General features: G+C 70.0%; 21 protein-coding genes. 5 read left to right on the forward strand and 16 right to left on the reverse strand.

Annotated elements, in window-relative coordinates; genetic code table 11:
• Positions 1-19: 19 nt before the first annotated feature.
• The 11 genes from coaBC to pyrR all read right to left on the reverse strand — a co-directional run bounded on the left by coaBC (position 20) and on the right by pyrR (position 11,516).
• Positions 20-1,258: a bifunctional phosphopantothenoylcysteine decarboxylase/phosphopantothenate--cysteine ligase CoaBC gene (gene coaBC / locus TTY48_RS01040; RefSeq protein ID WP_220655745.1), complete on the reverse strand. Its 1,239-nt coding sequence runs from the start codon at positions 1,256-1,258 to the stop codon at positions 20-22.
• 9 nt (positions 1,259-1,267) lie between these two features.
• A complete protein-coding gene (gene rpoZ / locus TTY48_RS01045; RefSeq protein WP_220655746.1) occupies positions 1,268-1,549 on the reverse strand; it encodes a DNA-directed RNA polymerase subunit omega in 282 nt (93 codons plus the stop codon).
• Positions 1,550-1,597: 48 nt separating this feature from the next.
• The gene (gene gmk, locus TTY48_RS01050) at positions 1,598-2,194 is read right to left on the reverse strand and encodes a guanylate kinase (RefSeq protein WP_220655747.1); all 597 of its coding nucleotides are present in this window, start codon (positions 2,192-2,194) and stop codon (positions 1,598-1,600) included.
• 6 nt (positions 2,195-2,200) lie between these two features.
• Positions 2,201-2,515 carry an integration host factor, actinobacterial type gene (mihF, locus tag TTY48_RS01055; protein ID WP_220655748.1) on the reverse strand — a complete coding sequence of 105 codons (315 nt, stop codon included), beginning with the start codon at positions 2,513-2,515 and terminating at the stop codon, positions 2,201-2,203.
• A 340-nt stretch (positions 2,516-2,855) separates the two neighbouring features.
• Complete coding sequence (gene pyrF, locus TTY48_RS01060; RefSeq protein ID WP_220655749.1) at positions 2,856-3,656, reverse strand: orotidine-5'-phosphate decarboxylase; 801 nt, start codon at positions 3,654-3,656, stop codon at positions 2,856-2,858.
• Positions 3,653-6,982: a carbamoyl-phosphate synthase large subunit gene (carB, locus tag TTY48_RS01065; RefSeq protein WP_220655750.1), complete on the reverse strand. Its 3,330-nt coding sequence runs from the start codon at positions 6,980-6,982 to the stop codon at positions 3,653-3,655. Before carB ends, pyrF begins: the two co-directional genes overlap by 4 nt.
• Complete coding sequence (gene carA / locus TTY48_RS01070; RefSeq protein ID WP_220655751.1) at positions 6,982-8,130, reverse strand: glutamine-hydrolyzing carbamoyl-phosphate synthase small subunit; 1,149 nt, start codon at positions 8,128-8,130, stop codon at positions 6,982-6,984. Before carA ends, carB begins: the two co-directional genes overlap by 1 nt.
• Positions 8,131-8,622 carry a transporter gene (locus TTY48_RS01075; protein WP_220655752.1) on the reverse strand — a complete coding sequence of 164 codons (492 nt, stop codon included), beginning with the start codon at positions 8,620-8,622 and terminating at the stop codon, positions 8,131-8,133.
• Entirely contained in the window at positions 8,619-9,932 is a 1,314-nt protein-coding gene (locus TTY48_RS01080) for a dihydroorotase (protein WP_220655753.1), read from the reverse strand. The genes TTY48_RS01075 and TTY48_RS01080 overlap by 4 nt, the downstream gene beginning before the upstream one ends.
• Before the next feature lie 52 nt (positions 9,933-9,984).
• On the reverse strand, positions 9,985-10,941 hold the full coding sequence (locus tag TTY48_RS01085; protein WP_220655754.1) for an aspartate carbamoyltransferase catalytic subunit: 957 nt from the start codon (positions 10,939-10,941) through the stop codon (positions 9,985-9,987).
• Positions 10,938-11,516 (reverse strand): bifunctional pyr operon transcriptional regulator/uracil phosphoribosyltransferase PyrR, encoded by a 579-nt coding sequence (gene pyrR, locus TTY48_RS01090; protein ID WP_220655755.1) that lies wholly within the window; start codon positions 11,514-11,516, stop codon positions 10,938-10,940. Before pyrR ends, TTY48_RS01085 begins: the two co-directional genes overlap by 4 nt.
• Before the next feature lie 101 nt (positions 11,517-11,617).
• Between pyrR and TTY48_RS01095 the strand changes: the two genes are divergently transcribed.
• The gene (locus tag TTY48_RS01095) at positions 11,618-13,594 is read left to right on the forward strand and encodes an FAD-dependent oxidoreductase (protein WP_220655756.1); all 1,977 of its coding nucleotides are present in this window, start codon (positions 11,618-11,620) and stop codon (positions 13,592-13,594) included.
• Positions 13,595-13,606: 12 nt separating this feature from the next.
• Here TTY48_RS01095 and nusB read toward each other — a convergent pair whose 3' ends face one another.
• Genes nusB through TTY48_RS01120 form a run of 5 tightly spaced genes read right to left on the reverse strand, consistent with a single transcriptional unit; the run spans position 13,607 to position 17,427 of the window.
• Positions 13,607-14,104 (reverse strand): transcription antitermination factor NusB, encoded by a 498-nt coding sequence (nusB, locus tag TTY48_RS01100; RefSeq protein ID WP_220655757.1) that lies wholly within the window; start codon positions 14,102-14,104, stop codon positions 13,607-13,609.
• Complete coding sequence (efp, locus tag TTY48_RS01105; RefSeq protein WP_220655758.1) at positions 14,105-14,668, reverse strand: elongation factor P; 564 nt, start codon at positions 14,666-14,668, stop codon at positions 14,105-14,107.
• Between the two features lie 15 nt (positions 14,669-14,683).
• The gene (locus TTY48_RS01110; protein ID WP_220655759.1) at positions 14,684-15,769 is read right to left on the reverse strand and encodes a Xaa-Pro peptidase family protein; all 1,086 of its coding nucleotides are present in this window, start codon (positions 15,767-15,769) and stop codon (positions 14,684-14,686) included.
• A gap of 31 nt (positions 15,770-15,800) precedes the next feature.
• Positions 15,801-16,337 (reverse strand): YceI family protein, encoded by a 537-nt coding sequence (locus TTY48_RS01115; protein WP_220655760.1) that lies wholly within the window; start codon positions 16,335-16,337, stop codon positions 15,801-15,803.
• Between the two features lie 43 nt (positions 16,338-16,380).
• Positions 16,381-17,427 (reverse strand): substrate-binding domain-containing protein, encoded by a 1,047-nt coding sequence (locus TTY48_RS01120; RefSeq protein WP_220655761.1) that lies wholly within the window; start codon positions 17,425-17,427, stop codon positions 16,381-16,383.
• A 147-nt stretch (positions 17,428-17,574) separates the two neighbouring features.
• Here TTY48_RS01120 and TTY48_RS01125 point away from each other — a divergent pair, with 147 nt between their 5' ends.
• From TTY48_RS01125 to TTY48_RS01140, 4 genes are all read left to right on the forward strand, one after another.
• Positions 17,575-17,913, forward strand: coding sequence for a MarR family transcriptional regulator (locus tag TTY48_RS01125; protein WP_220655762.1), 339 nt, complete (start codon positions 17,575-17,577; stop codon positions 17,911-17,913).
• Between the two features lie 124 nt (positions 17,914-18,037).
• Positions 18,038-18,658, forward strand: coding sequence for an AmiS/UreI family transporter (locus TTY48_RS01130; RefSeq protein WP_220655763.1), 621 nt, complete (start codon positions 18,038-18,040; stop codon positions 18,656-18,658).
• A gap of 48 nt (positions 18,659-18,706) precedes the next feature.
• A complete protein-coding gene (locus TTY48_RS01135) occupies positions 18,707-19,744 on the forward strand; it encodes an aliphatic amidase (RefSeq protein WP_220655764.1) in 1,038 nt (345 codons plus the stop codon).
• A gap of 4 nt (positions 19,745-19,748) precedes the next feature.
• Complete coding sequence (locus tag TTY48_RS01140; RefSeq protein WP_255585451.1) at positions 19,749-20,903, forward strand: AAA family ATPase; 1,155 nt, start codon at positions 19,749-19,751, stop codon at positions 20,901-20,903.
• Positions 20,904-20,922 lie beyond the last annotated feature (19 nt).

The raw sequence follows: 20,922 nt of genomic DNA on the forward strand, positions 1-20,922 counted from the left end.
TGGTGTGCGACTTTCCAACCTAGCGGGCGGAGCCGACGCGGGCCACGGCCGCGTCCAGTATGCGGGCGGCCATGGCCATCTTCGAGCCGAGCGGGAGCGCGGTCTCGTTGCCGTCCGCGCCCAGCAGCCACCCCGAGTTCTCGTCCACCTCGAAGGCTCGGCCATCGCCGACCGCATTGAGGACGAGCAGGTCACAGCCCTTGCGTTGCAACTTGGCCCGGCCGTAATCCAGGACGCTGCCCTGGGCGTCGCCGGTCTCGGCCGCGAACCCGACGATCACGGTTCCGGGGCGGAGCCCGCCGTCCCGGCGCGCCTGCACCAGGCCGGCGAGGACGTCGGGATTTTCGATCATCGTGATCGTCTCGAGGGCGTCGCTGCGGCCGTCGGCGCCCTTCTTGAGTTTGGTATCGGCGACCTGCGCGGGCCGGTAGTCCGCCACGGCGGCGGCCATGATGACCAGATCCGCATCGGCGGCGTGGGCGGTCATCGCGGCCTGCAGATCCAGGGCGGAGGCGATCCGCACCACGTCGACCGCGGGCGGATCGGCGAGGCCGATGGTGTTGCCCGCCACCAGGGTCACCCGAGCGCCCCGCTGCGCCGCGATCCGGGCGAGCGCGTATCCCTGCTTCCCGGAGCTGCGGTTGGTGAGGTAGCGGACGGGATCGAGCGCCTCCTTGGTGCCGCCCGCGGAGATCACCACGCGGCGCCCCTCGAGGTCGCGCTGCAAGCCGGCGGGATGCTCGAGCAGCAGATCGGCGAGCGCGCCGATCTGGTCGGGCTCGGGTAGGCGCCCGGCACCGGTGTCCTTACCCGTGAGGCGGCCGGAGGCCGGCTCGATCACGGTGGCGCCGCGCTCGCGCAGCGTGGCGACGTTGGCGCGGGTGGCGGCGTGCTCCCACATCTCCGTGTGCATCGCGGGCGCGAAGACCACGGGACAGCGGGCGGTGAGCAGCGTCGCGGTGAGCAGATCGTCGGCGCGGCCCTGGGCGGCACGGGCCATGAGATCGGCGGTGGCCGGCGCGATCACGACGAGCTCGGCCTCCTGGCCGAGCCGCACGTGCGGCACCTCGGGGATCGACTCGAAGACCCCGGTCTGCACCGGGTGCCCGGAGAGCGCCTCGAAGGTGGCGGCACCGACGAACTTCAGCGCCGATTCGGTGGGGATCACCCGCACCTCGTGCCCCGCCTCGGTGAAGTGGCGGATCAGGGCACACGCCTTGTACGCGGCGATTCCCCCGCCGACCCCGACGATGATCATGCTGGGGGCTTACTCGGGCGCACCCTCGGTGTGCTCCAGGAGGTCCTCATGGATCTCGCGCATCGCGATCGACAGCGGCTTCTCGTGCAGGCCGGGCTCGACGAGCGGGCCGACGTACTCGAGGATGCCGTCCGAGAGGCTGTTGTAGTAGTCGTTGATCTGCCGGGCGCGCTTGGCCGCGTAGATCACGAGCGCGTACTTCGACGAGGTGCGGTCGAGCAGCTCGTCGATCGGCGGGTTGGTGATGCCGAGCGGCTGGTCGTACACGGCCTCGGTGCGGGTGGTGCTCACGCGTCTCCTACGTCAAGTGGCGAAAAAAGTTCTCAAGTACAACCGAGTCTACGCGTCGCGCGCGGACGGGCCGACCAGTAAGGATACCAACTCGGCCACGGCTCGGTCCAGGTCGTCGTTGACGACCACCGCGTCGTAGTCGTCGCGGGTGGCCATTTCCGCCCGCGCGGTCTCCAGGCGGCGATCGATCACCTCGGGGCTCTCGGTGCCGCGGCCGCGCAGCCGGCGTTCGAGCTCGGCCCAGCTGGGCGGGCTCAGGAACACCGTGATCGCCTCGGGAAGGGCCGCCTTCACGCTGGCGCAACCGGCGAGATCGACCTCGATGAGCACGGGACGTCCGGCGTCGAGCGCCTGGAAGACCGGCTTGGCCGGGGTTCCCGAGCGCTGCAGCCCGCCGTGGATCTCGGCCCATTCGAGCAGGTCGCCGTCGGCGATGAGCCGGTCGAAGCCGTGATCGCCCACGAAGTGGTAGTCCCGGCCGTCCACCTCACCGGGGCGCGGATCGCGCGTGGTGGCGGACACCGAGAAGAACATGTCGGGCACTTCCTGACGGAGCCGGCCGACGACGGATGACTTGCCAACGGCGGAGGGGCCGACCAGTACCACCAGTCGGCCCCTCCGGCCTGCAGAGATGTCTCCGGACACTACGTGTCAGGCGGAGAACTTCTCGAGCAGCGCCTTGCGCTGCCGCTCGCCCAGACCACGCACGCGGCGGGTGGGGGCGATCTCCAGCTCGGTCATCAGCTCCTGAGCCTTGACCTTGCCAACCTTGGGCAGAGCCTCGAGCAGCGCCGAGACCTTCATCTTGCCGATGACCTCGTCGGCCTCCGCGTCCTTCAGCACCTGCTGCAGGGTGGTGGTGCCACCCTTGAGCCGGTTCTTCAGCTCTGCGCGGGCTCGGCGAGCGGCAGCTGCCTTCTCCAGAGCAGCGGCGCGCTGCTCGTCGGTCAACTGGGGAAGGGCCACGATTCCTCCGTCTTCGATGTACTTAGTCGTGCCGCGTACTGCGACTCCTGCGACGGTACCGAGGTTTGCCCGCGGGTGGGAACCCCACCCCCCTCCGACCTGCGGTTTGACGGTGCTGTAGAAGCTCGTGAGCGAACCGCACGGATCCGGCCGGCCGAGCGTCGCATTGCAATCGAAAACCCTTGACGGACAACGGATTCAGCCGAACGCGCGGCGCCGATCACGACGTTCCGCCTGTGACACGTGAAACACATGTGACCTGCGCAGATGCCTCAAAGTCGTGGAACGCTCCGCGCGTGTCGCGGGCGTGTCGAGGCCCGTTCGGGCCGATCGACCCCGGTCAGCGGCCGCTCAGGGCCTGTTCGACCTCGTCGCGCACCGAGAGCGCCGCGTCCCGCAACGCGCCCGCATCGGGGCCGGCGGAGAGCACCTGGCGCGACGAATTGGGCAGGACCGTGGCCTCCGGGCCGAAGATCGCCGCCAGATCGGCCGGAGTCGCGCCCTGCGCACCAAGGCCGGGCGCGAGGATAGGGCCGCCGAGCCCAGCGAGGTCGAGGCCGTGTTCCCGGGTCGCCCCGACCACCAGCCCGACGGTGCCGGCACCGTCGGCGTTATCGGCGCGGGCATCGTCGACGATCCGCTGCGCCACGCCGTCGGCCTGCACCTGCGCCCCCTCCGGGTTGGAGGTGCGGGCCAGGACGAACACTCCCCTGCCCGCCGCCCGCGCGGCGTCGATGGCGGGCTTCAGCGAGCCGTAGCCGAGGTAGGGCGAGAGCGTGACGGCATCGGCCGCGAGCGGCGAATCGCCCAGCCAGGCGCGGGCGTAGCCGGCCATGGTGGAGCCGATGTCGCCGCGCTTGGCGTCGGCGATCACCACGGCGCCGGCCTCCCGGCACGCGGCGGTCACCTCCTCCAAGGCGGCGAGCCCGGCCGCGCCGAACTGCTCGAAGAAGGCCACCTGCGGCTTGATGAAGCCCACCTCACCCGCGAAGGCCTCGGCGCAGCGCAGGCCGAAGGCGCGCACGCCCTCGGCGTCATCGCTCAGGCCCCAGGCCGCGAGCAGCGGCGGATGCGGGTCGATCCCCACCACCAGGTGCCCGCGCGCCGCGCAGGCCTGCGCGACCCGCTGCGCGAAGGTCACTTGTTCACCAGCGCGGCGTGCATGTCCTGCAGGCTCTTGACCCCGATACCGCCCCGCAGCGCGGCCTCGATGCCCTGCACCGCCGCCGAGGCGCCCTGCACCGTGGTCACGCACGGCACGGAGGCCTGCACCGCAGCGGTGCGGATCTCGTAGCCGTCCACGCGCGGCCCCGCGTTGCCGTACGGGGTGTTGATGATCAGGCCCACCTCGCCGGCCTTGATCTGATCGACGATGGTCCGCTCACCCTCGGCGATCACGTCCGAGTGCTTGTGCACCTGCTGCACCTGGACCCCGTTGCGGCGCAGCACATCCGCGGTGCCCTCGGTGGCCAGGATGGTGAACCCGAGATCGGCGAGCCGCTTGACCGGGAAGATCAGGGCGCGCTTGTCCTTGTTCGCCACGGAGACGAAGACGTTGCCGGTGGCCGGCAGGGAGCCGCTGACGGCGGTCTGCGATTTGGCGAAGGCGGTACCGAAGTCACGGTCCACACCCATCACCTCGCCGGTGGACTTCATCTCCGGCGAGAGCAGCGAGTCGACACCGGTGCCGTCGGCGCGGCGGAACCGGTTGAAGGGCAGCACCGCTTCCTTCACCGAGACCGGCGCCTCGATCGGCATCCGCGAGCCGTCGCCCTCGCGCGGCAGGATGCCCTGGTCGCGCAGCTCGGCGATGGTCTGGCCCAGCATCACCCGGGCACAGGCCTTGGCGAGCGGCACAGCGGTGGCCTTGGACACGAACGGGACGGTGCGCGAGGCCCGGGGGTTGGCCTCGAGCACGTAGAGGGTGTCGTCCTTGAGCGCGTACTGCACGTTCATCAGGCCGTGCACGCCGATACCGCGGGCGAGTGCCTCGGTCGCGACGCGCACGGCGTCGATGTCGGCGCGGCCCAAAGTGGTGGGCGGCAGGGTGCACGCCGAGTCACCGGAGTGGATACCGGCCTCCTCGATGTGCTCCATGATGCCGCCGATGAACACCGCACCCGTGGAGTCGCACAGGGCGTCCACGTCGATCTCCACGGCGTCCTCGAGGAACCGGTCCACCAGCACGGGCCGGTCGGGGGTCAGCTCGGTGGCCCGGGAGATGTAGTCGAGCAGCGCGCCCTCGTCGTAGACGATCTCCATGCCACGCCCGCCGAGCACGTAGGAGGGACGCACCAGCACCGGGTAGCCGATACCCGCGGCCACCTCGCGCGCACCCTCGGCGGTGGTGGCGGTGCCGAACTTCGGCGCCGGCAGTCCCGCCTCGGTGAGCACGCGGCCGAACTCGCCGCGGTCCTCGGCCAGGTCGATCGCCTCGGGCGAGGTGCCCACGATGGGCAGGCCCGCGGCCTTGAGCCGCGCCGCCAGACCGAGCGGCGTCTGCCCGCCGAGCTGCACGATCACGCCCACCACGCCCGGGCCGCCCGCGCCGGAGGCCTGCTCCGAGTGGTAGACCTCCAGCACGTCCTCGAAGGTGAGCGGCTCGAAGTACAGCCGGTCGGCGGTGTCGTAGTCGGTGGAGACCGTCTCCGGGTTGCAGTTGATCATCACGGTCTCGTAGCCCGCCTCACTCAGCGTGAGCGCGGCGTGGACGCACGAGTAGTCGAACTCGATGCCCTGACCGATGCGGTTCGGACCCGAGCCGAGGATCAGCACCTTCGGCCGCTCCGTCTGCGGGGCCACCTCGCTGGTGGCCGCGGGATCGAGCTCGTAGCTGCTGTAGTGGTACGGCGTCTTCGCCTCGAACTCGGCGGCGCAGGTGTCCACGGTCTTGTACACCGGGCGCACACCGTTCTCGTGCCGGTAGGCACGCACCTCGTCCTCGGTGATGCCGCGCAGGTTCGCGATCTGCAGATCGGAGAAGCCGTGGGTCTTGGCCAGCCGCACCAGGTCCGGCGTGAGGTCGGCGGTGCGCACGTGCTCACCCAGGTCGACGGTGGCCTTGATCTCCTCGAGGAACCACGGGTCGACCGCGGTGGACTCGAAGACCTGCTCCACGGTGGCACCCAGCTCGAAGGCGCGGCCGATCAGGTAGTAGCGGCCGTCGCGCGGGACCTTGATCTCCTCGAGCAGCTCCTCCAGCGTGCCCTCGACGGGCGCCCCCGTCCAGAAGCCGTGCCGCTTGGTCTCCAGCGAGCGCATCACCTTGCCGAAGGCCTCGGCGAAGCTACGGCCCAGGCTCATCGCCTCGCCGACGGACTTCATGGTGGTGGTCAGCGTGTCGTCGGCGCCGGGGAACTTCTCGAAGGCGAACCGCGGCGCCTTGACCACCACGTAGTCGAGGGTCGGCTCGAAGCACGCGGGGGTCTCACCGGTGATGTCGTTGAGGATCTCGTCGAGCGTGTAGCCCACGGCCAGCTTGGCGGCGATCTTGGCGATCGGGAAGCCCGTGGCCTTGGACGCCAGCGCGGAGCTGCGCGAGACGCGCGGGTTCATCTCGATGGTCACCAGGCGGCCGTCGCGCGGGTCCTGCGCGAACTGGATGTTGCAGCCACCCGTGTCGACGCCCACCTCGCGGAGGATGGCGATCGACTGGTCGCGCATGATCTGGTACTCGCGGTCGGTGAGCGTCATCGCGGGCGCCACGGTGACCGAGTCGCCGGTGTGCACGCCGACGGGGTCGACGTTCTCGATGGAGCAGACGACCACCACGTTGTCGCGGCCGTCGCGCATGAGCTCGAGCTCGTACTCCTTCCAGCCGAGGATCGACTCCTCGATGAGCACGTTCGCCGTGGGCGAGGCGGCGAGGCCCGCGCCGGCGATGCGGATCAGGTCGGCCTCGTCGTAGGCCATGCCCGAGCCGAGGCCGCCCATGGTGAACGAGGGCCGCACGACGACCGGGTAGCCGAGGTCGGCGACGGTCTCCTTGCACTCGTCCAGGGTGAAACAGACCTTGGAGCGCGCGGATTCGCCGCCGATCTTGGCGACGATGTCCTTGAACTTCTGCCGGTCCTCACCGCGCTGGATGGCGTCGAAATCGGCGCCGATCAGTCGGATGCCGTACTTCTCCAGGATGCCCTGTTCATGCAGGCCGACAGCCGCGTTGAGCGCGGTCTGGCCGCCCAGGGTGGCGAGCACCGCGTCGATCGGGAAGCCCTTGTCGCGCTCGGCGATGATGACCTTCTCGATGTACTCCGGGTTGATCGGCTCGATGTAGGTCGAGTCGGCGAATTCCGGATCGGTCATGATCGTGGCGGGGTTCGAGTTCACCAGCGAGACGCGCAGCCCCTCGGCGCGCAGCACACGGCAGGCCTGGGTGCCGGAGTAGTCGAACTCGCAGGCCTGGCCGATCACGATCGGGCCCGAGCCGATCACCAGGACGTGCTGGATATCGGTGCGCCGTGGCATTACTTGTCTCCCATGATGGTTGCGAAGCGGTCGAAGAGGTAGGCGGCGTCGTGCGGGCCGGCCGCGGCCTCCGGGTGGTACTGCACCGAGAAGGCGCGGCCGTCGAGCAGCTCGACGCCCTCCACGGTCTCGTCGTTGGCGCACACGTGGCTCACGCGGGCCCGGCCGAAGGGGGTGTCGAACTCGGCGCCCCGCTCGCCCTCCAGGGCGAAGCCGTGGTTCTGCGCGGTGATCGAGATGCGGCCGGTGGTGTGCTCGACCACCGGGATGTTGATGCCGCGGTGGCCGAACTTCATCTTGTAGGTCTGCAGTCCGAAGGCGCGACCGAGCAGCTGGTTGCCCAGGCAGATGCCGAACAGCGGCAGGCCCGCGTCGAGAACACCGCGGGTGAGTTCCACCTCGTGCTCCGCGGTCGACGGATCGCCGGGGCCGTTGGAGAGGAAGAAGCCGTCCGGGTTCAGCGACTTCACCTCGTCGAGCGTGATGGTGGAGGGCACCACGTGCACCCGCATGCCGCGCTCGGCGAACATCCGCGGGGTGTTCGTCTTGATGCCGAGGTCGACGGCGACCACGGTGAACCGGGGCTCGGCCCCGCCCGAATTCACCGGCTCCACTGTGTAGGTCTCCTTCGTGGAGACCTCGCCGATCAGGTTGAGCCCCTTCATCGACGGCTGCGCGCGCACCCGGTCCAGCAGTTCGACCTCGGGCGCGAGCGCCTCGCCGGAGAAGACGCCGGCACGCATCGAGCCGTGATCGCGCAGGCGGCGGACCACCGCGCGGGTATCGATGCCGCCGATGCCGACGACGCCCTGGTCCACCAGCTCGCCCTCCAGCGTGCCGCTGGCGCGCCAGTTGCTCACCCGGCGGGTGGGGTTGCGCACGGCGTACCCGGCCACCCAGATCTTGTCGCCGCGGCTCTCGTCGTCCTCGTCGTTCCAGCCGGTGTTGCCGATCTGCGGGGCCGTGGCCACCACGATCTGCCGGTCGTAGGACGGGTCGGTGAGGGTCTCCTGGTAGCCGGTCATCGCGGTGCAGAAGACCGCCTCGCCGAGGGTCTGGCCGACGGCGCCGAATTCGACGCCGCGGTGCACCGTGCCGTCCTCGAGGACCAGCAGTGCGGGTCCGTTCCCGAATTCCTGTGCAGCCATCTAGCTTTCCCTCACGTCCATCAGTTTTCGATACGTCGTCTTGTCGTCGGCCCGGAAGCCGGAGTCGATCACGGTGCCGGTGGGCAGCTCCCAGCGGATCACCAGCAAGCCGTCGCCGGGCATCACCTTGCCGGCCAGTTTCGCCGCGCGGCGCACCTCGACGATCGCGCCGTCGGCGATCCACATCGGGTTGCCGCGGCCACGCTCCATCAGGTAGCCGTCCTCGTAGCGGCTCAGGTTCACCGTGGCCCGGTAGCCCCAGTCGCCCACCGCCACCCGGTCCTGCCAGTGCGGCGCGATGGTCGAGCCCACGTAGACACCGGAGACCGGGCCGAAGACCAGGTCGGTGAGCTGCTCGGGGGTGCTCGGGATCTCGCCCACCGCGGCGGCCTGCCGCCGCCCGCGGCGGCGCCAGCCCAGTGCCATCAGCGAGAACAGTCCGGCGAGGACCACCAGCACCAGGAGCAGCGTGGCGAAATCGCTGAAGCTCACGCCCGCTCCCCCGTTCCCGGTGCGGCCGCGACGCCGTCGCGTGCGGTGATCCGGCCGCGCAGCACGGTGAGCACCGGCTTGGCGCGGAAGTCCAGATCGGCGAACGGGGTGTTGCGCGAGCGGCTGGCCAGATCGTCGGCGTGCACCGTCCACCCGAGGTCGGGGTCGACCAGCGTGAGGTTCGCGGGCTCGCCCACCTCGATCGGCCGACCGTGGTCATCGAGCCGAGCGATCTCGGCCGGCTTCTCGCTCATCACGCGGGCCACATCACGCCAGGTGATATCGCCCGGCTCCACCGCGACCTGCGCCACGATCGCCAGTGCCGTCTCCAGGCCCAGCATGCCGGGACGGGCGGCGGCGAACTCGCAGCACTTGTCCTGGTCGGCGTGCGGTGCGTGGTCGGTGGCCACGCAGTCGATCACGCCGTCCCGCAGGGCCTTCCGCAGCGCGGCCACATCCGAGGCCTCGCGCAGCGGAGGGTTCACCCGGTTCACCGCGTCGTAGGTGGCCAACCGCGAATCGTCGAGCAGCAGATGGTGCGGGGTGACCTCGGCCGTGATCGACACGCCCTGTTCCTTGGCCCACTTCAGCAGCTCCACGGTTCCCGCCGTGGAGGCGTGGCAGATGTGCACGCGCGCGCCGGCATCGCGGGCGAGCAGAGCGTCGCGGGCCACGATCGCCTCCTCGGCCGCGCGGGGCCAGCCGGTGAGGCCGAGGCGGGCGGCCTCGGGTCCCTCGTGGGCGACGGCGCCCTCAGTGAGCCTGGGCTCCTCGGCGTGCTGGGCGATCACGGCGCCGAGCGATGACGCGTACTCGAGGGCGCGGCGCATGAGCAGCGGATCGGAGACGCACACGCCGTCGTCGGAGAAGACGCGGACCCGGCCGGGGCCGGCGGCCATCATTCCCATCTCGGCGAGCTTCTCGCCCTTCAGCCCCACGGTGACGGCGCCCACCGGGTGCACGTCGACCAGGCCGACCTCGCGGCCGCGGCGGTACACGTGATCGGTGATCACGGCGGAGTCGGCGACCGGGCTGGTGTTGGCCATCGCGAAGACGGCGGTGTAGCCGCCGAGTGCCGCGGCGGCGGAACCGGATTCGATGGTCTCCGTGTCCTCGCGGCCGGGTTCACGCAGGTGCGTGTGCAGATCGACGAAACCGGGCAGCAGCACTGCGCCGGCGCCGTCGATCACCTCGGCCCCCTCGGGGACCGGGAGACCGGCGCCGATCGCGGTGATCTCGCCGCCGTCGATCGCGACGTCCACCGGATCGCCCTCGCCGTAGGGGCGGACGGATGTGAGCAGCAGGCTCATTCGGGACTCCCGTCTTTCCGAGGAGGTGGTGTGGCGCCGTGGCACGCGGCGATCATTCCGTGCCCCCGTCCTTGGCGAGCAGATGGAACAGCACCGCCATGCGCACGTGCACACCATTGTTGACCTGCTGCAGGATGGCGGCCTGGGCGGAATCGGCCACCGAGTAGCCGATCTCCATGCCGCGCAGCATCGGTCCGGGATGCAGCACCACGGCGTGCTCGGGGAGCAGGGCAGCGCGCTGGGCGTTGAGCCCGTAGCGCACCGAGTACTCGCGTTCGCTGGGGAAGAATCCGCCGTTCATGCGTTCGGCCTGCACCCGCAGCATCATCACCGCGTCGGCGCCGGGCAGCTCGGCCTCCAGGGACTCGCCGACCGTGACCGGCCAGGTCTCGATGCCCACCGGCAGCAGAGTGCGGGGCGCGACCAGGACCACCTCGGCGCCCAGCGTCGAGAGCAGCAGGGCATTCGACCGGGCGACCCGGCTGTGCAGCACATCGCCCACGATCACCACGCGGCGTCCTTCAATGCCGCCGAGGCGCTGCCGCAGGGTCAGTGCGTCCAGCAGGGCCTGGGTGGGGTGCTCGTGCATCCCGTCGCCCGCGTTGATCACCACCGGACCGGGCAGGCCGTCGTGCGCCGCAGCCGAGTTGGTCCACGCCGCGATCTGCTGCGCCGCACCGGAGGCCGGGTGCCGGACGATGAGCGCATCGGCACCGGCGGCGTGCAGGGTGAGGGCGGTGTCGCGCAGCGACTCCCCCTTGGCCACCGAGCTACCGGAGGCGGAGACGTTGATCACGTCGGCGCTCATCCATTTCCCGGCCACCTCGAAGGAGACGCGCGTGCGGGTGGAGTTCTCGTAGAAGACCGTCATCACGGTGCGGCCGCGCAGCGTGGGGAGCTTCTTGACCTCGCGGCCGAGCAGCGCCTGCTGCAGCCGGTCCGCCTCGTCGAGGATGGCCTCGGCGTCGTCGCGGTTCAGGTCGGCGGCGGAGAGCAGGTGTCGGATCACCGGTCCGCCTCCGCGCCCTCGTCACCGGCCACATCGGAGATCACCACGGCGTCTTCACCGTCTTTCTCCTGCAGGCGCACCTGCACGTCCTCGTGCCGCGAGGTGGGGATGTTCTTGCCCACGTAGTCGGCGCGGATCGGCAGCTGCCGGTGGCCGCGGTCGACGAGCACCGCGAGCTGCACGGCGGCCGGGCGGCCGAGGTCGCGCAGCGAGTCGAGCGCGGCGCGCACCGTGCGACCGGAGAACAGCACGTCGTCGACGAGGATGACGAGCGCACCGTCGACCCCCTGCGGCGGCACCGTGGTGCGTTCCAGGGGACGGTGCGGTTTGTGCCGCAGATCGTCGCGGTAGAGGGTGATGTCGAGGTGGCCGACGGGCACCGCCACGCCGGAGAACTCCTCGATATCGGCGGCCAGCCGCGCGGCGAGAACCGCACCGCGGGTGGGAATGCCGAAGATGACGACGCGGGGCGCTTCTTCGCCACCGGCGTCCAGGGCGGTCTTCTCGATGATCTGATGCGCGATCCGCGCCACCGTGCGGGTGACGTCCGCCGCGGACATGAGTTCCCGAGCCATGTGACCTCCTTCTCCGCCTCGCGGGACGGCTCGCTCCGCCTCACGGGACGGACTTAAAGGATGCCTTGATGCAGTGAGAAGCATACCAGTACGTTCGAGTCATGGATCTGTCCACCAGGCAGCGCGAGACGCTCTCGGCGATCGTCGACACGTTCGCCCCGGGTGACGGTGTGGCGATCCCCTCGGCGAGCGACCTGCACGTCGACGACCTCGCGGTTTCCTATGCCGCTCGCAGCCCGCGCGACAGCGATGGGATGTCGCTCTCGCAGTCGCTGTCACTGTTCGACAACCGGGTGTTCTGCGCCACCGTGCTGGGCACGCGGGGGCAGAAGTTCGCCGACCTGCCGTTCGCGGAGCGCGAGCGGATCCTGATCGACCTCTCGCGGTCGCGGTTCGGACAGAAGCGGATGCTGTTCAAGCGGCTGCGCAACATCGCGCTCCTGGCCTATTACGCCGCGGGCGGCGCCGACGACGGCCACGGTCCGGGGGCGGAGCTGATGGCCGCGATCGGCTACCCGCCGCAGACGCCGCACAAGAAACCACGCGGCCGGGCGATGCGCGCGCTGCGCCCGCTGACCCCCACCCGCTACGAGATCGACGCCACCACCAACTGCGATGTGGTGGTGATCGGATCGGGCGCCGGCGGCTCGGTGGCGGCGGCCCAACTGGCCGAGGCGGGCCTCGATGTGATCGTGCTGGAGCGGGGCGAGTACGTGGCCCCGTCCGATATGGGCGGGAGCGACCTCGACGGGCTGTCCAACCTCTTCGCGCCGAGCCCGTTCTGGACCGAGAACGCGCAGTCCTTCATCCTGTCCGGCAACTGTCTGGGCGGCGGCACCGTCGCCTCGCACGGCGGCTACTACCGGCCCTCGGAGAAGGTGCTGGCCGATTGGGCGGCTCGCGGTGTGGACACCGGTCCCGACCTGGGCGCCGCGCTGGACGCGGTGTGGCAGCGGGTGGGCGTCACATCCTCGATGAGCGCACCGTCGCCGCGCGACGAACTGCTGGAGAAGGGCTGCCTCGATCTGGGGTTGCCCGTGCACACCGTGCAGCGCGCCGTGGACAACAACTGCGATCAGGGCGTCGAATGCGGCCGGTGCGGCCTGGGATGCCGGATCGGCGCCAAACACGATGCCGGGCGCACCTGGTTGCGGGATGCGGAGAAGCGCGGTGCCCGGATCGTGACCGGTGCGCAGGCGCGGTCCATCGAGGTGCAGGGCGATCGGGCGCGCAGCGTGGTGGCCCGCACCTCCGGCGGGTCGTGGCTGACGGTGCGGTGCAGCGCCGTGGTGCTCGCCGCCGGTGCCTTCGAATCCCCCGCTCTTCTGGCGCGTTCGGGCCTCGGCGGCCAGCATGTGGGCAAGCATCTGCACCTGCACCCGACGGCCACCGCGCTCGGAGTGTTCAGCGATGTGGTGGCGCCCTGGTACGGCACCACCTCGGCGCGGTACAGCGACGCGCACGCCGATCTCGACGGCAACGGCTTCGGGGTGATCTACGAGACCGCGCCGCTGACCCCGGCGGTTGCATCGAGCTACGTGCCCTGGCGCAACGCCGGTGAGCATCTCAACGTGATGCGCCAGCTGCCGCACCTGTCCGTGCTGCGGGTGGTGATCCGCGACCGCGGGGCGGGCGAGGTGATGATGGACTCCTCGGGCGAGCCGTCGGTGCGCTACGACCTCGCCGAGGCCGACCGGGCCCACCTGCGCACGGGACTGGACACCGCGGTGCGGATCCTCGAGGCCTCCGGTGCGCGGCGGATCTTCACCGGCCAACAGCGGGGCGGCGACTACGTGCCCGGCGATCAGCCGCTGGAGGGATTCCTCGGGCGGTCGCACGCGGCGGGCTACGGCGTCGGCGAGATCGCGCTGGCCTCGTTCGAGGCGATGAGCACGCTCCGGATGGCCTCGTCGTCCAAGCGCGGCGCCACGAATCCGGAGGGCCAGCTGTGGGACGTGCCCAATGTGGTCGTCGCGGATGCCTCGATGCTGCCCACCGCGAGCGGGGTCCACCCCACCGGAGTGATCCAGGCGCTGGCCCTGCGCAATGCGCGGGCCCTGGCGGCGCGGCTCACCTGAGCCGCGCCCGGCCTACTCGGAGCGGTCGACCGGCTGCGCCGCGGCCGCGGAGCGCACCTGCGGAGCCAGCGTCGCGACCTTGCCCAGCACCCCGTTGAGGTACGCGGGCGACTCGTCGGTCGAGAGCTCCTTGGCGAGCTCGACGGCCTCGTCGACCACGACCGCGGGCGGCACGTCGGGGGCGTTGAAGAGCTCCCAGACGGCGACCCGCAGGATCGCCCGGTCCACCGCCGGCAGGCGCGTGAGCGTCCACCCGGTCAGGTGCGAGGTGATCACCGAATCGAGCTGCTCGCGATCGACGTCGACACCGGTCACCAGCTGAGCGGTGTAATCGGACACCGGCGCGACCGACGCGTCGTCGGCCGCCAGGGTGCGGCGCTCCGCGAGCAGGCCGTCGACGTCGGTGACGCCACGGGCCTCGGCCTCGAAGAGCAGGTCGACGGCGCGCTTGCGGGCGCGATGCCGGGCGCCCGACTTCTTGGGGCGCTTGTTCTCAGACTGCTCGGGCACTTAGGAGTTCACGCGCCCCAGGTAGCTGCCGTCGCGGGTGTCGACCTTGAGCTTGTCGCCGGTGTTGATGAACAGCGGGACGTTGATCTCGGCGCCGGTCTCCAGGGTGGCGGGCTTGGTGCCGCCGGTGGAGCGGTCGCCCTGCAGGCCCGGATCGGTGTGCTGCACCACGTACTCGGCCGACAGCGGCAGTTCGACGAACAGGGCCTCACCGTCGTGCATCGAGATCTGCACGCGCATGCTCTCGAGCAGGAACTTCGCACCGTCGCCGACCTTGGCGTCGTCCAGGTTGATCTGGTCGTAGGTCTCGGCGTCCATGAAGACGTAGTCCGAGCCGTCGTGGTACAGGTAGTCGAAGTCGCGGCGGTCGACGGTGGCGACCTCCACCTTCACGCCGGCGTTGAAGGTCTTGTCGACCGTCTTGCCGGAGACCACGTTCTTCAGCTTGGTCCGCACGAAGGCGGGGCCCTTGCCCGGCTTGACGTGCTGGAACTCGATGATCTGCCAGAGCTGGCCCTCCTGGTTGAGGACCAGTCCGTTCTTGAAGTCAGCAGTCGATGCCACGGTGTGTCGATTCTCCTAGAGTGCGATCAAGTCTTTGGTGGTGCGGGTCAGCAGTTCCGGTCCGTCGCCGCGGACCACGAGGGTGTCCTCGATGCGGACTCCACCACGGCCCGGGAGGTACACACCCGGCTCCACGGTGACCACAGCACCGTCGGACAGTGTACCGCTGCCCAGTTTGCCCAGCGTCGGCGCTTCATGGATCTCCACGCCGACGCCGTGCCCGAGGCCGTGCAGGAACTGCTCGCCGTAGCCCGCGGCCTCGATCACGGAGCGGGCGGCACCGTCGATCTCCCGGACGTCGGTGCCGGGCACGAGGGCCTCCCGTCCGGCGGCCTGGGCGGCGCGGACCAGGTCGTAGATCTCGCGCTGCCAGTCCGCGGGCTCGCCGAGGACGAAGGTGCGCGTCTCGTCGGCGTGGTAGCCCGCGTAGCGCGCGCCGAAGTCGATCTTCACGAAATCGCCCGCGGCGAGCACGGCGCCGGTGGGCCGGTGGTGCGGGATCGCGGAGTTCGCTCCGGCGGCCACGATGGTCTCGAAGGCGACGGCCTCCGCGCCGAAGTCGTACATCAGGTTCTCCAGCCGCCGCGCCACCTGCGATTCGGTGGCCCCGGGCCGGATCGCGCCCTCCTCGACGAGGGCGGCCAGGGCCCGGTCGCTGATCGCGCAGGCCGTCCGCAGTAGCTCGATCTCGCCCTCGTCCTTGACCTCACGGAGCCGCCCGACGAGCCGGGTGGTGGGCGCCAGACGCGCTCCCTGCGCCGCGAGCCGGGCGTGATCGGCGTAGCTCATGGCCGTCGCCTCGAAGCCGACGATGCCCGGCACCTCGGCCACCAGCGCCGCGGCCACATCGCGTTCGATGACGGCGCGCAGATCGCCCGACTGCTCTGCCACCTGGGTGAGGTACCTGCCGTCGGTGGCGATGGCGTCGCCCGCGGGGTCGGCGGTGATCAGCAGCCCGGCGTTGGAGCCGGTGAAGCCGGAGAGGTAGCGGACGTTGTCGAGGTTGGTCACCAGGAGCGCATCGAGGCTCGGATCGTGGTCCGGGAGCAGGGCGCGCAGGGTGTCGCGCCGGCGGGCGTAGTCCAGCTGTGCGTGGGGCATGCCCGCCACGGTAGCGCGGGGCGCCCCGGATTCACGGGATCGCCTGCGCGAAGACGGTCACCTCGTCGGCGACCGACAGCGTGCCCATCATCAGCGAGAAGGGTTTGATGCCGAAGTCGGTCTGCCGGACCGGGACAACGGCGGTGAGCGCGGGCGCGGGCGCGCCGTCGTCGTAGTTCAGCGCGAAGTGGCACGGCCGGGTGGTGCCGCAGAGGGTGAGCTCGCCCTCGACGTGGAATCCGTCGTCGGTCCGGTCGATGGCGGTCGACCGGAACTCGATCGTGGGGTAGGTCTTGGTCTGGAGCGACTTCTGCGCATTGCTCCGGGCGACGGCGCGCTCGGGTGCGGCGAGCGGGGTGAGGCCGCCGTCGCCGCCGGTGACATCGAGCGAGGTGGCGTCGACGGTGACGGTGAGCGAGGTGGGCTCGCCGTCGTCCACCTGCGCCACCGCGCTCCAGCTGCCGGGTTCGAGTAGCAGTTTGTGGCCGAGCCGGGCCGATCGTCCGGCGACGCCGGTGCGCACCTGCAGGGTGCCGGAGTTCTGGTCGTAGTTCCGGGTTTCGCTCACGCCGTCCACGGTAGCTCGGTGCGGACCCTCGCGCCGGGGCCGATCAGAGCTGGTCAATCACGTCGAAATCGCAGCCCTCGGCGCGGGCGAGGTACATGGTCTGTTCGGCGTGCCGATTACTGAGGGCGATGTTGCCGCGGGCACCGTCGTAACGGACCTGCGGCGCCCCGCTCAGCACCGCGCGGACATCGGCGGAGCCGGCGCTCCGCAGGAGCGATTCGAGCAGCATCATGCCCTCGAAGCAGGATTCCCCCATCGACGTCGGCGCGCACGCATCGGCGCCGAATCGGCTGAAGTAGTGCGCTCCGAAGTCCATGGAAGCGGGGGTGACCATCGAGCCGAAGTAGCCTGCGGAGGCGAACAGGTCGTCGGTGGCCTCGGCGCCGGAGGCCATCAGCATGTGCTCGTCCATCAGCGGCGAGAACCGAGTCGCGACCGCGGACAGTCCGGTCTCGGCGAAGGCACGGTTGAAGGCGACCGCGTCCTGCCCCAGCAGCAGCATCAACACCCCATTGGCGCCGGACCGGGCGATGTCGGTCATGACGTCCGCGAAGTCCTCCGTGCCCACGGGGACGAACCGCGTACGGCGCACGCGCAGCCGCTGCTCGGCCGCGAACCGCAGGCATTCGTGGGCGCTGTTGCGGGCCCAGAGGTAGTCGCTGCCGATCACGTACCAGTCGGTGACGCCGCGCTCGCGGCGCAGCCAGTGCAGGGCCGGCTCGATCTGCTGATCGGGTGTCTCGCCGGTGAGGAATACCCCGTCGGTGGCCTCGCCACCTTCGTACAGGGCGGTGTAGACGTACGGCACCCGGAGATCGAGGCGCGATGAGATCGCTTGTCGGACATCGGAGGTGTGCCAGCCGACGATCGCGTCGATCTCCCCCGTGGCGATCAACTGGTCCACCTCGCCCGAGACGCGCCGGACTCCCGCTGCGGAGTCGATGGGGCGGAGCTTCAGTTCGCGGCCGAGGACACCGCCGCGGTCGTTGATCTCGTCCGCAGCCAGCGTGGAACAGGCCAGGCAGGACGGGCCGAACAGGCCGGCGGAACCCCGTTGGGGGTACAGCAGCCCCACGGTGAACTCGCTCATCTGTGTCCACTCATCGGCGGTAGGGTCCAAACGCTGGTCGAGGTCGGCGACAGCACGCACACTACGCCGAGTCGACCCCACGGGACGGCATGTTCGCGATACGGTAGTACCTGCGCGCAGCTGCAAAGAGAGCCGGAGGGGGACGACATGGACAGCGATACGACGGTCCGCGGGACCCTCGCCGCGATCGCCGCGGCCGACGATCTGATCCTGTCGACGCTGACCCCCGTGCTCGCCGAGCACGATCTCACGATCGAGCACTTCCGTGCCCTGCGCCTGCTGGCCGAGGTCGACGGGGCCACCGTCGGCGAGATCGCCGCTCGGACCGGCACCACGCCGTCGTCCACCACCCGCCTCGTGGACCGACTCGTCGAGCGCGGTCTGGCCTACCGGCGCACCGCGCCGACGGACCGTCGCAGCGTGCTGCTCACCATGTCCGACACCGGTCGGGCCACCTGGGCGTCCGTTGTCGACGCCCTCGACTGACCTCGGTCACGTCGAAAAATACCGTCCCACCACGCTTTTCCCCGAAACCGCGTACGGCATCGCACTGGCCGCGTAACACTACCGATAAGAGATAGTCCCGGATCGGTAACAAAGGGGAACGACGATGACAACCATGGGCCTCCTGTTCGTCGGAGCCGTTCTCTTCGTGAACGGCGCGTGGTTCCTCGGCGCCGTCTCGGCGCGCGAGGCGGGCGTCTTCAACCTGTTCGTCGGGACCATGCAGGTGGTCCTGCCGACCTTCGCGATCATCGCCGCGGGCGGCGCCCTGGACACCATCTTCCAGGCGGGCGCCAGTTACCTCTTCGGCTTCACCTACCTCTACGTGGGCGTGAACAACCTCACCGGCAACGACGGCCGCGGCCTCGGCTGGTACTCCGCCTTCGTGGCCGGGATGGCCCTCGTCTACGGATCGCTGTCGCTGGGTTCCGACCCGGTGTTCGCCGTCATCTGGTTCACCTGGGCGGTGATGTGGACCCTGTTCTTCCTGATCCTCGCGCTCGGAATCACCTCGCTGACACCGTTCACCGGCTGGCTCATCCTGCTCGGATCCATCCCCACGTGCACCGTTCCGGCGCTGCTCACCTGGCGCGGCCACTGGCCCACCACCGCCGCCGCGGGCGGCTGGGCCGCCGCCGCGGCGATCGCGCTGATCGCGGTGAGCGCCTTCGCCGCCCGGGTCTCGCCGACGCTACCCACGCCGCGGCCCGCCATTCCCGCCACGTGATTTGCGAAACGTATACCCGTCCAACACTATCCAGCACAGGAGCACATCATGCGTCACGGAGACATCTCGTCCAGCCCCGATACCGTCGGCGTCGCCGTCGTCAACTACAAGATGCCCCGCCTGCACAACCGCGAGGAAGTGATCGCCAACTGCCACAAGATCGCCGAGATGGTGGTGGGCATGAAGGCAGGCCTGCCCGGCATGGATCTCGTGGTGTTCCCGGAATACTCGACCCAGGGCATCATGTACGACCCCGACGAGATGTACGCCACCGCCGCGGCCATTCCCGGCGAGGAGACGCAGATCTTCTCGGAGGCCTGCCGCAAAGCCGGTACCTGGGGCGTCTTCTCGATCACGGGCGAGCAGCACGAGGACCACCCGAACAAGCCGCCGTACAACACCCTGATCCTGATCAACGATCAGGGCGAGATCGTGCAGAAGTACCGCAAGATCATCCCCTGGGCCCCCATCGAGGGCTGGTACCCCGGCAGCTCGACCTACGTGGTGGACGGTCCCAAGGGCCTGAAGGTTTCACTCATCGTGTGCGACGACGGCAACTACCCCGAGATCTGGCGCGATTGCGCGATGAAGGGGGCCGAGCTGATCGTCCGCTGCCAGGGCTACATGTACCCCGCGAAGGACCAGCAGGTACTCATCGCCAAGGCGATGGCGTGGGCGAACAACTGCTACGTCGCGGTGGCGAACGCGGCCGGATTCGACGGCGTGTACTCGTATTTCGGCCACTCCTCGATCATCGGCTTCGACGGCCGCACGCTCGGCGAGACCGGCGAGGAGGAGTACGGCATCCAGTACGCGCAGCTCTCGGTGTCGACGATCCGCGATGCGCGCAAATACGACCAGTCACAGAACCACCTGTTCAAGCTGCTCCATCGCGGTTACACCGGCATCCACGCCGCCGGTGAGGGCGACAAGGGCGTCGCCGATTGCCCGTTCGACTTCTACAAGCTGTGGGTGACCGACGCCGAGGCCGCCCGCGAGCAGGTGGAATCGTTCACGCGCGAGACCATCGGCGTCGCCGAATGCCCGGTGGGAACGCTGCCGAACGAGCAGACGCGCGAGGCCTGAGCGCGTGCCGTACATCACCGACCGCATGGCGGCGGAGGGCCGCACACCGGGTGACAACAACGGACGCGATCGCCCGTCCGAGGGCGGAGAGACCCGCCCATCCGACGCCGAGTTCGCGAAGGCCGCGGTGGGCAACATCGACGCCGCCCGGATCGAGGCGCGGTTGCGCGCCAACATCTTCGGCCAGGATCACGCGATCGAGTCGATCTTCCGGACCCTGTCAGTGGTGCAAGCGGGGCTGAACGACCGCACCCGCCCGCTGGCGAGTCACCTGCTCGTGGGCCCGACCGGCACCGGCAAGACCGAAATCGTTCGTCAGCTCGCGTCGGCGCTGCGCACGGGACCCGACGACTTCTGCCAGGTGGACATGTCAGCCATGGCGCAGGAGCACTACGCGGCGTCGTTCGCCGGCGCGCCACCGGGTTACGCGGGATCGAAGGAGGGCCTGAGCGTCTTCGATCGGTCCCGCGTCGAGGGCACGGTCTCGATGCCGGGCATCGTGCTGTTCGATGAGGTGGAGAAGGCGCACACCACGGTGCTGCGGTCGCTGTTGCACGTTCTGGACCGTGGCCTGCTGACACTGGCGAACGGGCAGGAGCGGTACGACTTCCGCAACTGCCTGGTGTTCATGACCTCCAACCTCGGCAGCCGGGACCTGCGGATCGAGCAGGAACGGCCGTGGCACCGGGCCGGCCGGTCGATCGCCCGGCTCGCGCCGGCCCCGGTGGGCGCGCGACTCGACGGCCTTCTGGAAGGGCGGCTGGACCGGATCTCGGAGGGCGCGATCGCGCGGTTCTTCGATCCGGAGTTCCTCAACCGGATCGACGAGGTCACCCTGTTCGAGGAGCTCACCGACGACGTCGCGGTGACCGTCGCCCGGCACGAGCTGGAGTTGTTCGCCGCCCGGTCCGCCAAGCGCGGGGTCGAGCTCTCGGTCGACGACGCCGTGGCGCCGCACCTGGTGCAGCACGGCTTCGACCCGGTGTACGGCGCCCGGTCGGTGCGTCGGGCTATCCGGCACGAGGTGTGGCCACTGGTCGCGAACGCGGTAATCGCCCATCGCGCCGAGCGGATGGCCGACACCTCGCGCAGCGTGGGGGCGCGGCTCACCGTCGAGCAGGCCGACGGAGCCGGCCATCTGCGGTGCGCGGTGGGCTGAAAGAGGCTGCGCCGGCGCC

This window comes from Tsukamurella sp. TY48 (genome assembly GCF_019656655.1).
Lineage (GTDB): Bacteria > Actinomycetota > Actinomycetes > Mycobacteriales > Mycobacteriaceae > Tsukamurella > Tsukamurella strandjordii.

What these genes read in the sequence shown, in the direction of transcription:
- TTY48_RS01125 (WP_220655762.1), top strand. Translation starts at nt 17,575, where the DNA reads ATGGACAGCGATACGACGGTCCGCGGGACCCTCGCCGCGATCGCCGCG.
- TTY48_RS01080 (WP_220655753.1), bottom strand. Translation starts at nt 9,932, where the DNA reads ATGAGCCTGCTGCTCACATCCGTCCGCCCCTACGGCGAGGGCGATCCG.
- TTY48_RS01120 (WP_220655761.1), bottom strand. Translation starts at nt 17,427, where the DNA reads ATGAGCGAGTTCACCGTGGGGCTGCTGTACCCCCAACGGGGTTCCGCC.
- TTY48_RS01095 (WP_220655756.1), top strand. Translation starts at nt 11,618, where the DNA reads ATGGATCTGTCCACCAGGCAGCGCGAGACGCTCTCGGCGATCGTCGAC.
- TTY48_RS01110 (WP_220655759.1), bottom strand. Translation starts at nt 15,769, where the DNA reads ATGCCCCACGCACAGCTGGACTACGCCCGCCGGCGCGACACCCTGCGC.
- pyrR (WP_220655755.1), bottom strand. Translation starts at nt 11,516, where the DNA reads ATGGCTCGGGAACTCATGTCCGCGGCGGACGTCACCCGCACGGTGGCG.
- carB (WP_220655750.1), bottom strand. Translation starts at nt 6,982, where the DNA reads ATGCCACGGCGCACCGATATCCAGCACGTCCTGGTGATCGGCTCGGGC.
- carA (WP_220655751.1), bottom strand. Translation starts at nt 8,130, where the DNA reads ATGGCTGCACAGGAATTCGGGAACGGACCCGCACTGCTGGTCCTCGAG.
- coaBC (WP_220655745.1), bottom strand. Translation starts at nt 1,258, where the DNA reads ATGATCATCGTCGGGGTCGGCGGGGGAATCGCCGCGTACAAGGCGTGT.
- TTY48_RS01130 (WP_220655763.1), top strand. Translation starts at nt 18,038, where the DNA reads ATGACAACCATGGGCCTCCTGTTCGTCGGAGCCGTTCTCTTCGTGAAC.
- TTY48_RS01135 (WP_220655764.1), top strand. Translation starts at nt 18,707, where the DNA reads ATGCGTCACGGAGACATCTCGTCCAGCCCCGATACCGTCGGCGTCGCC.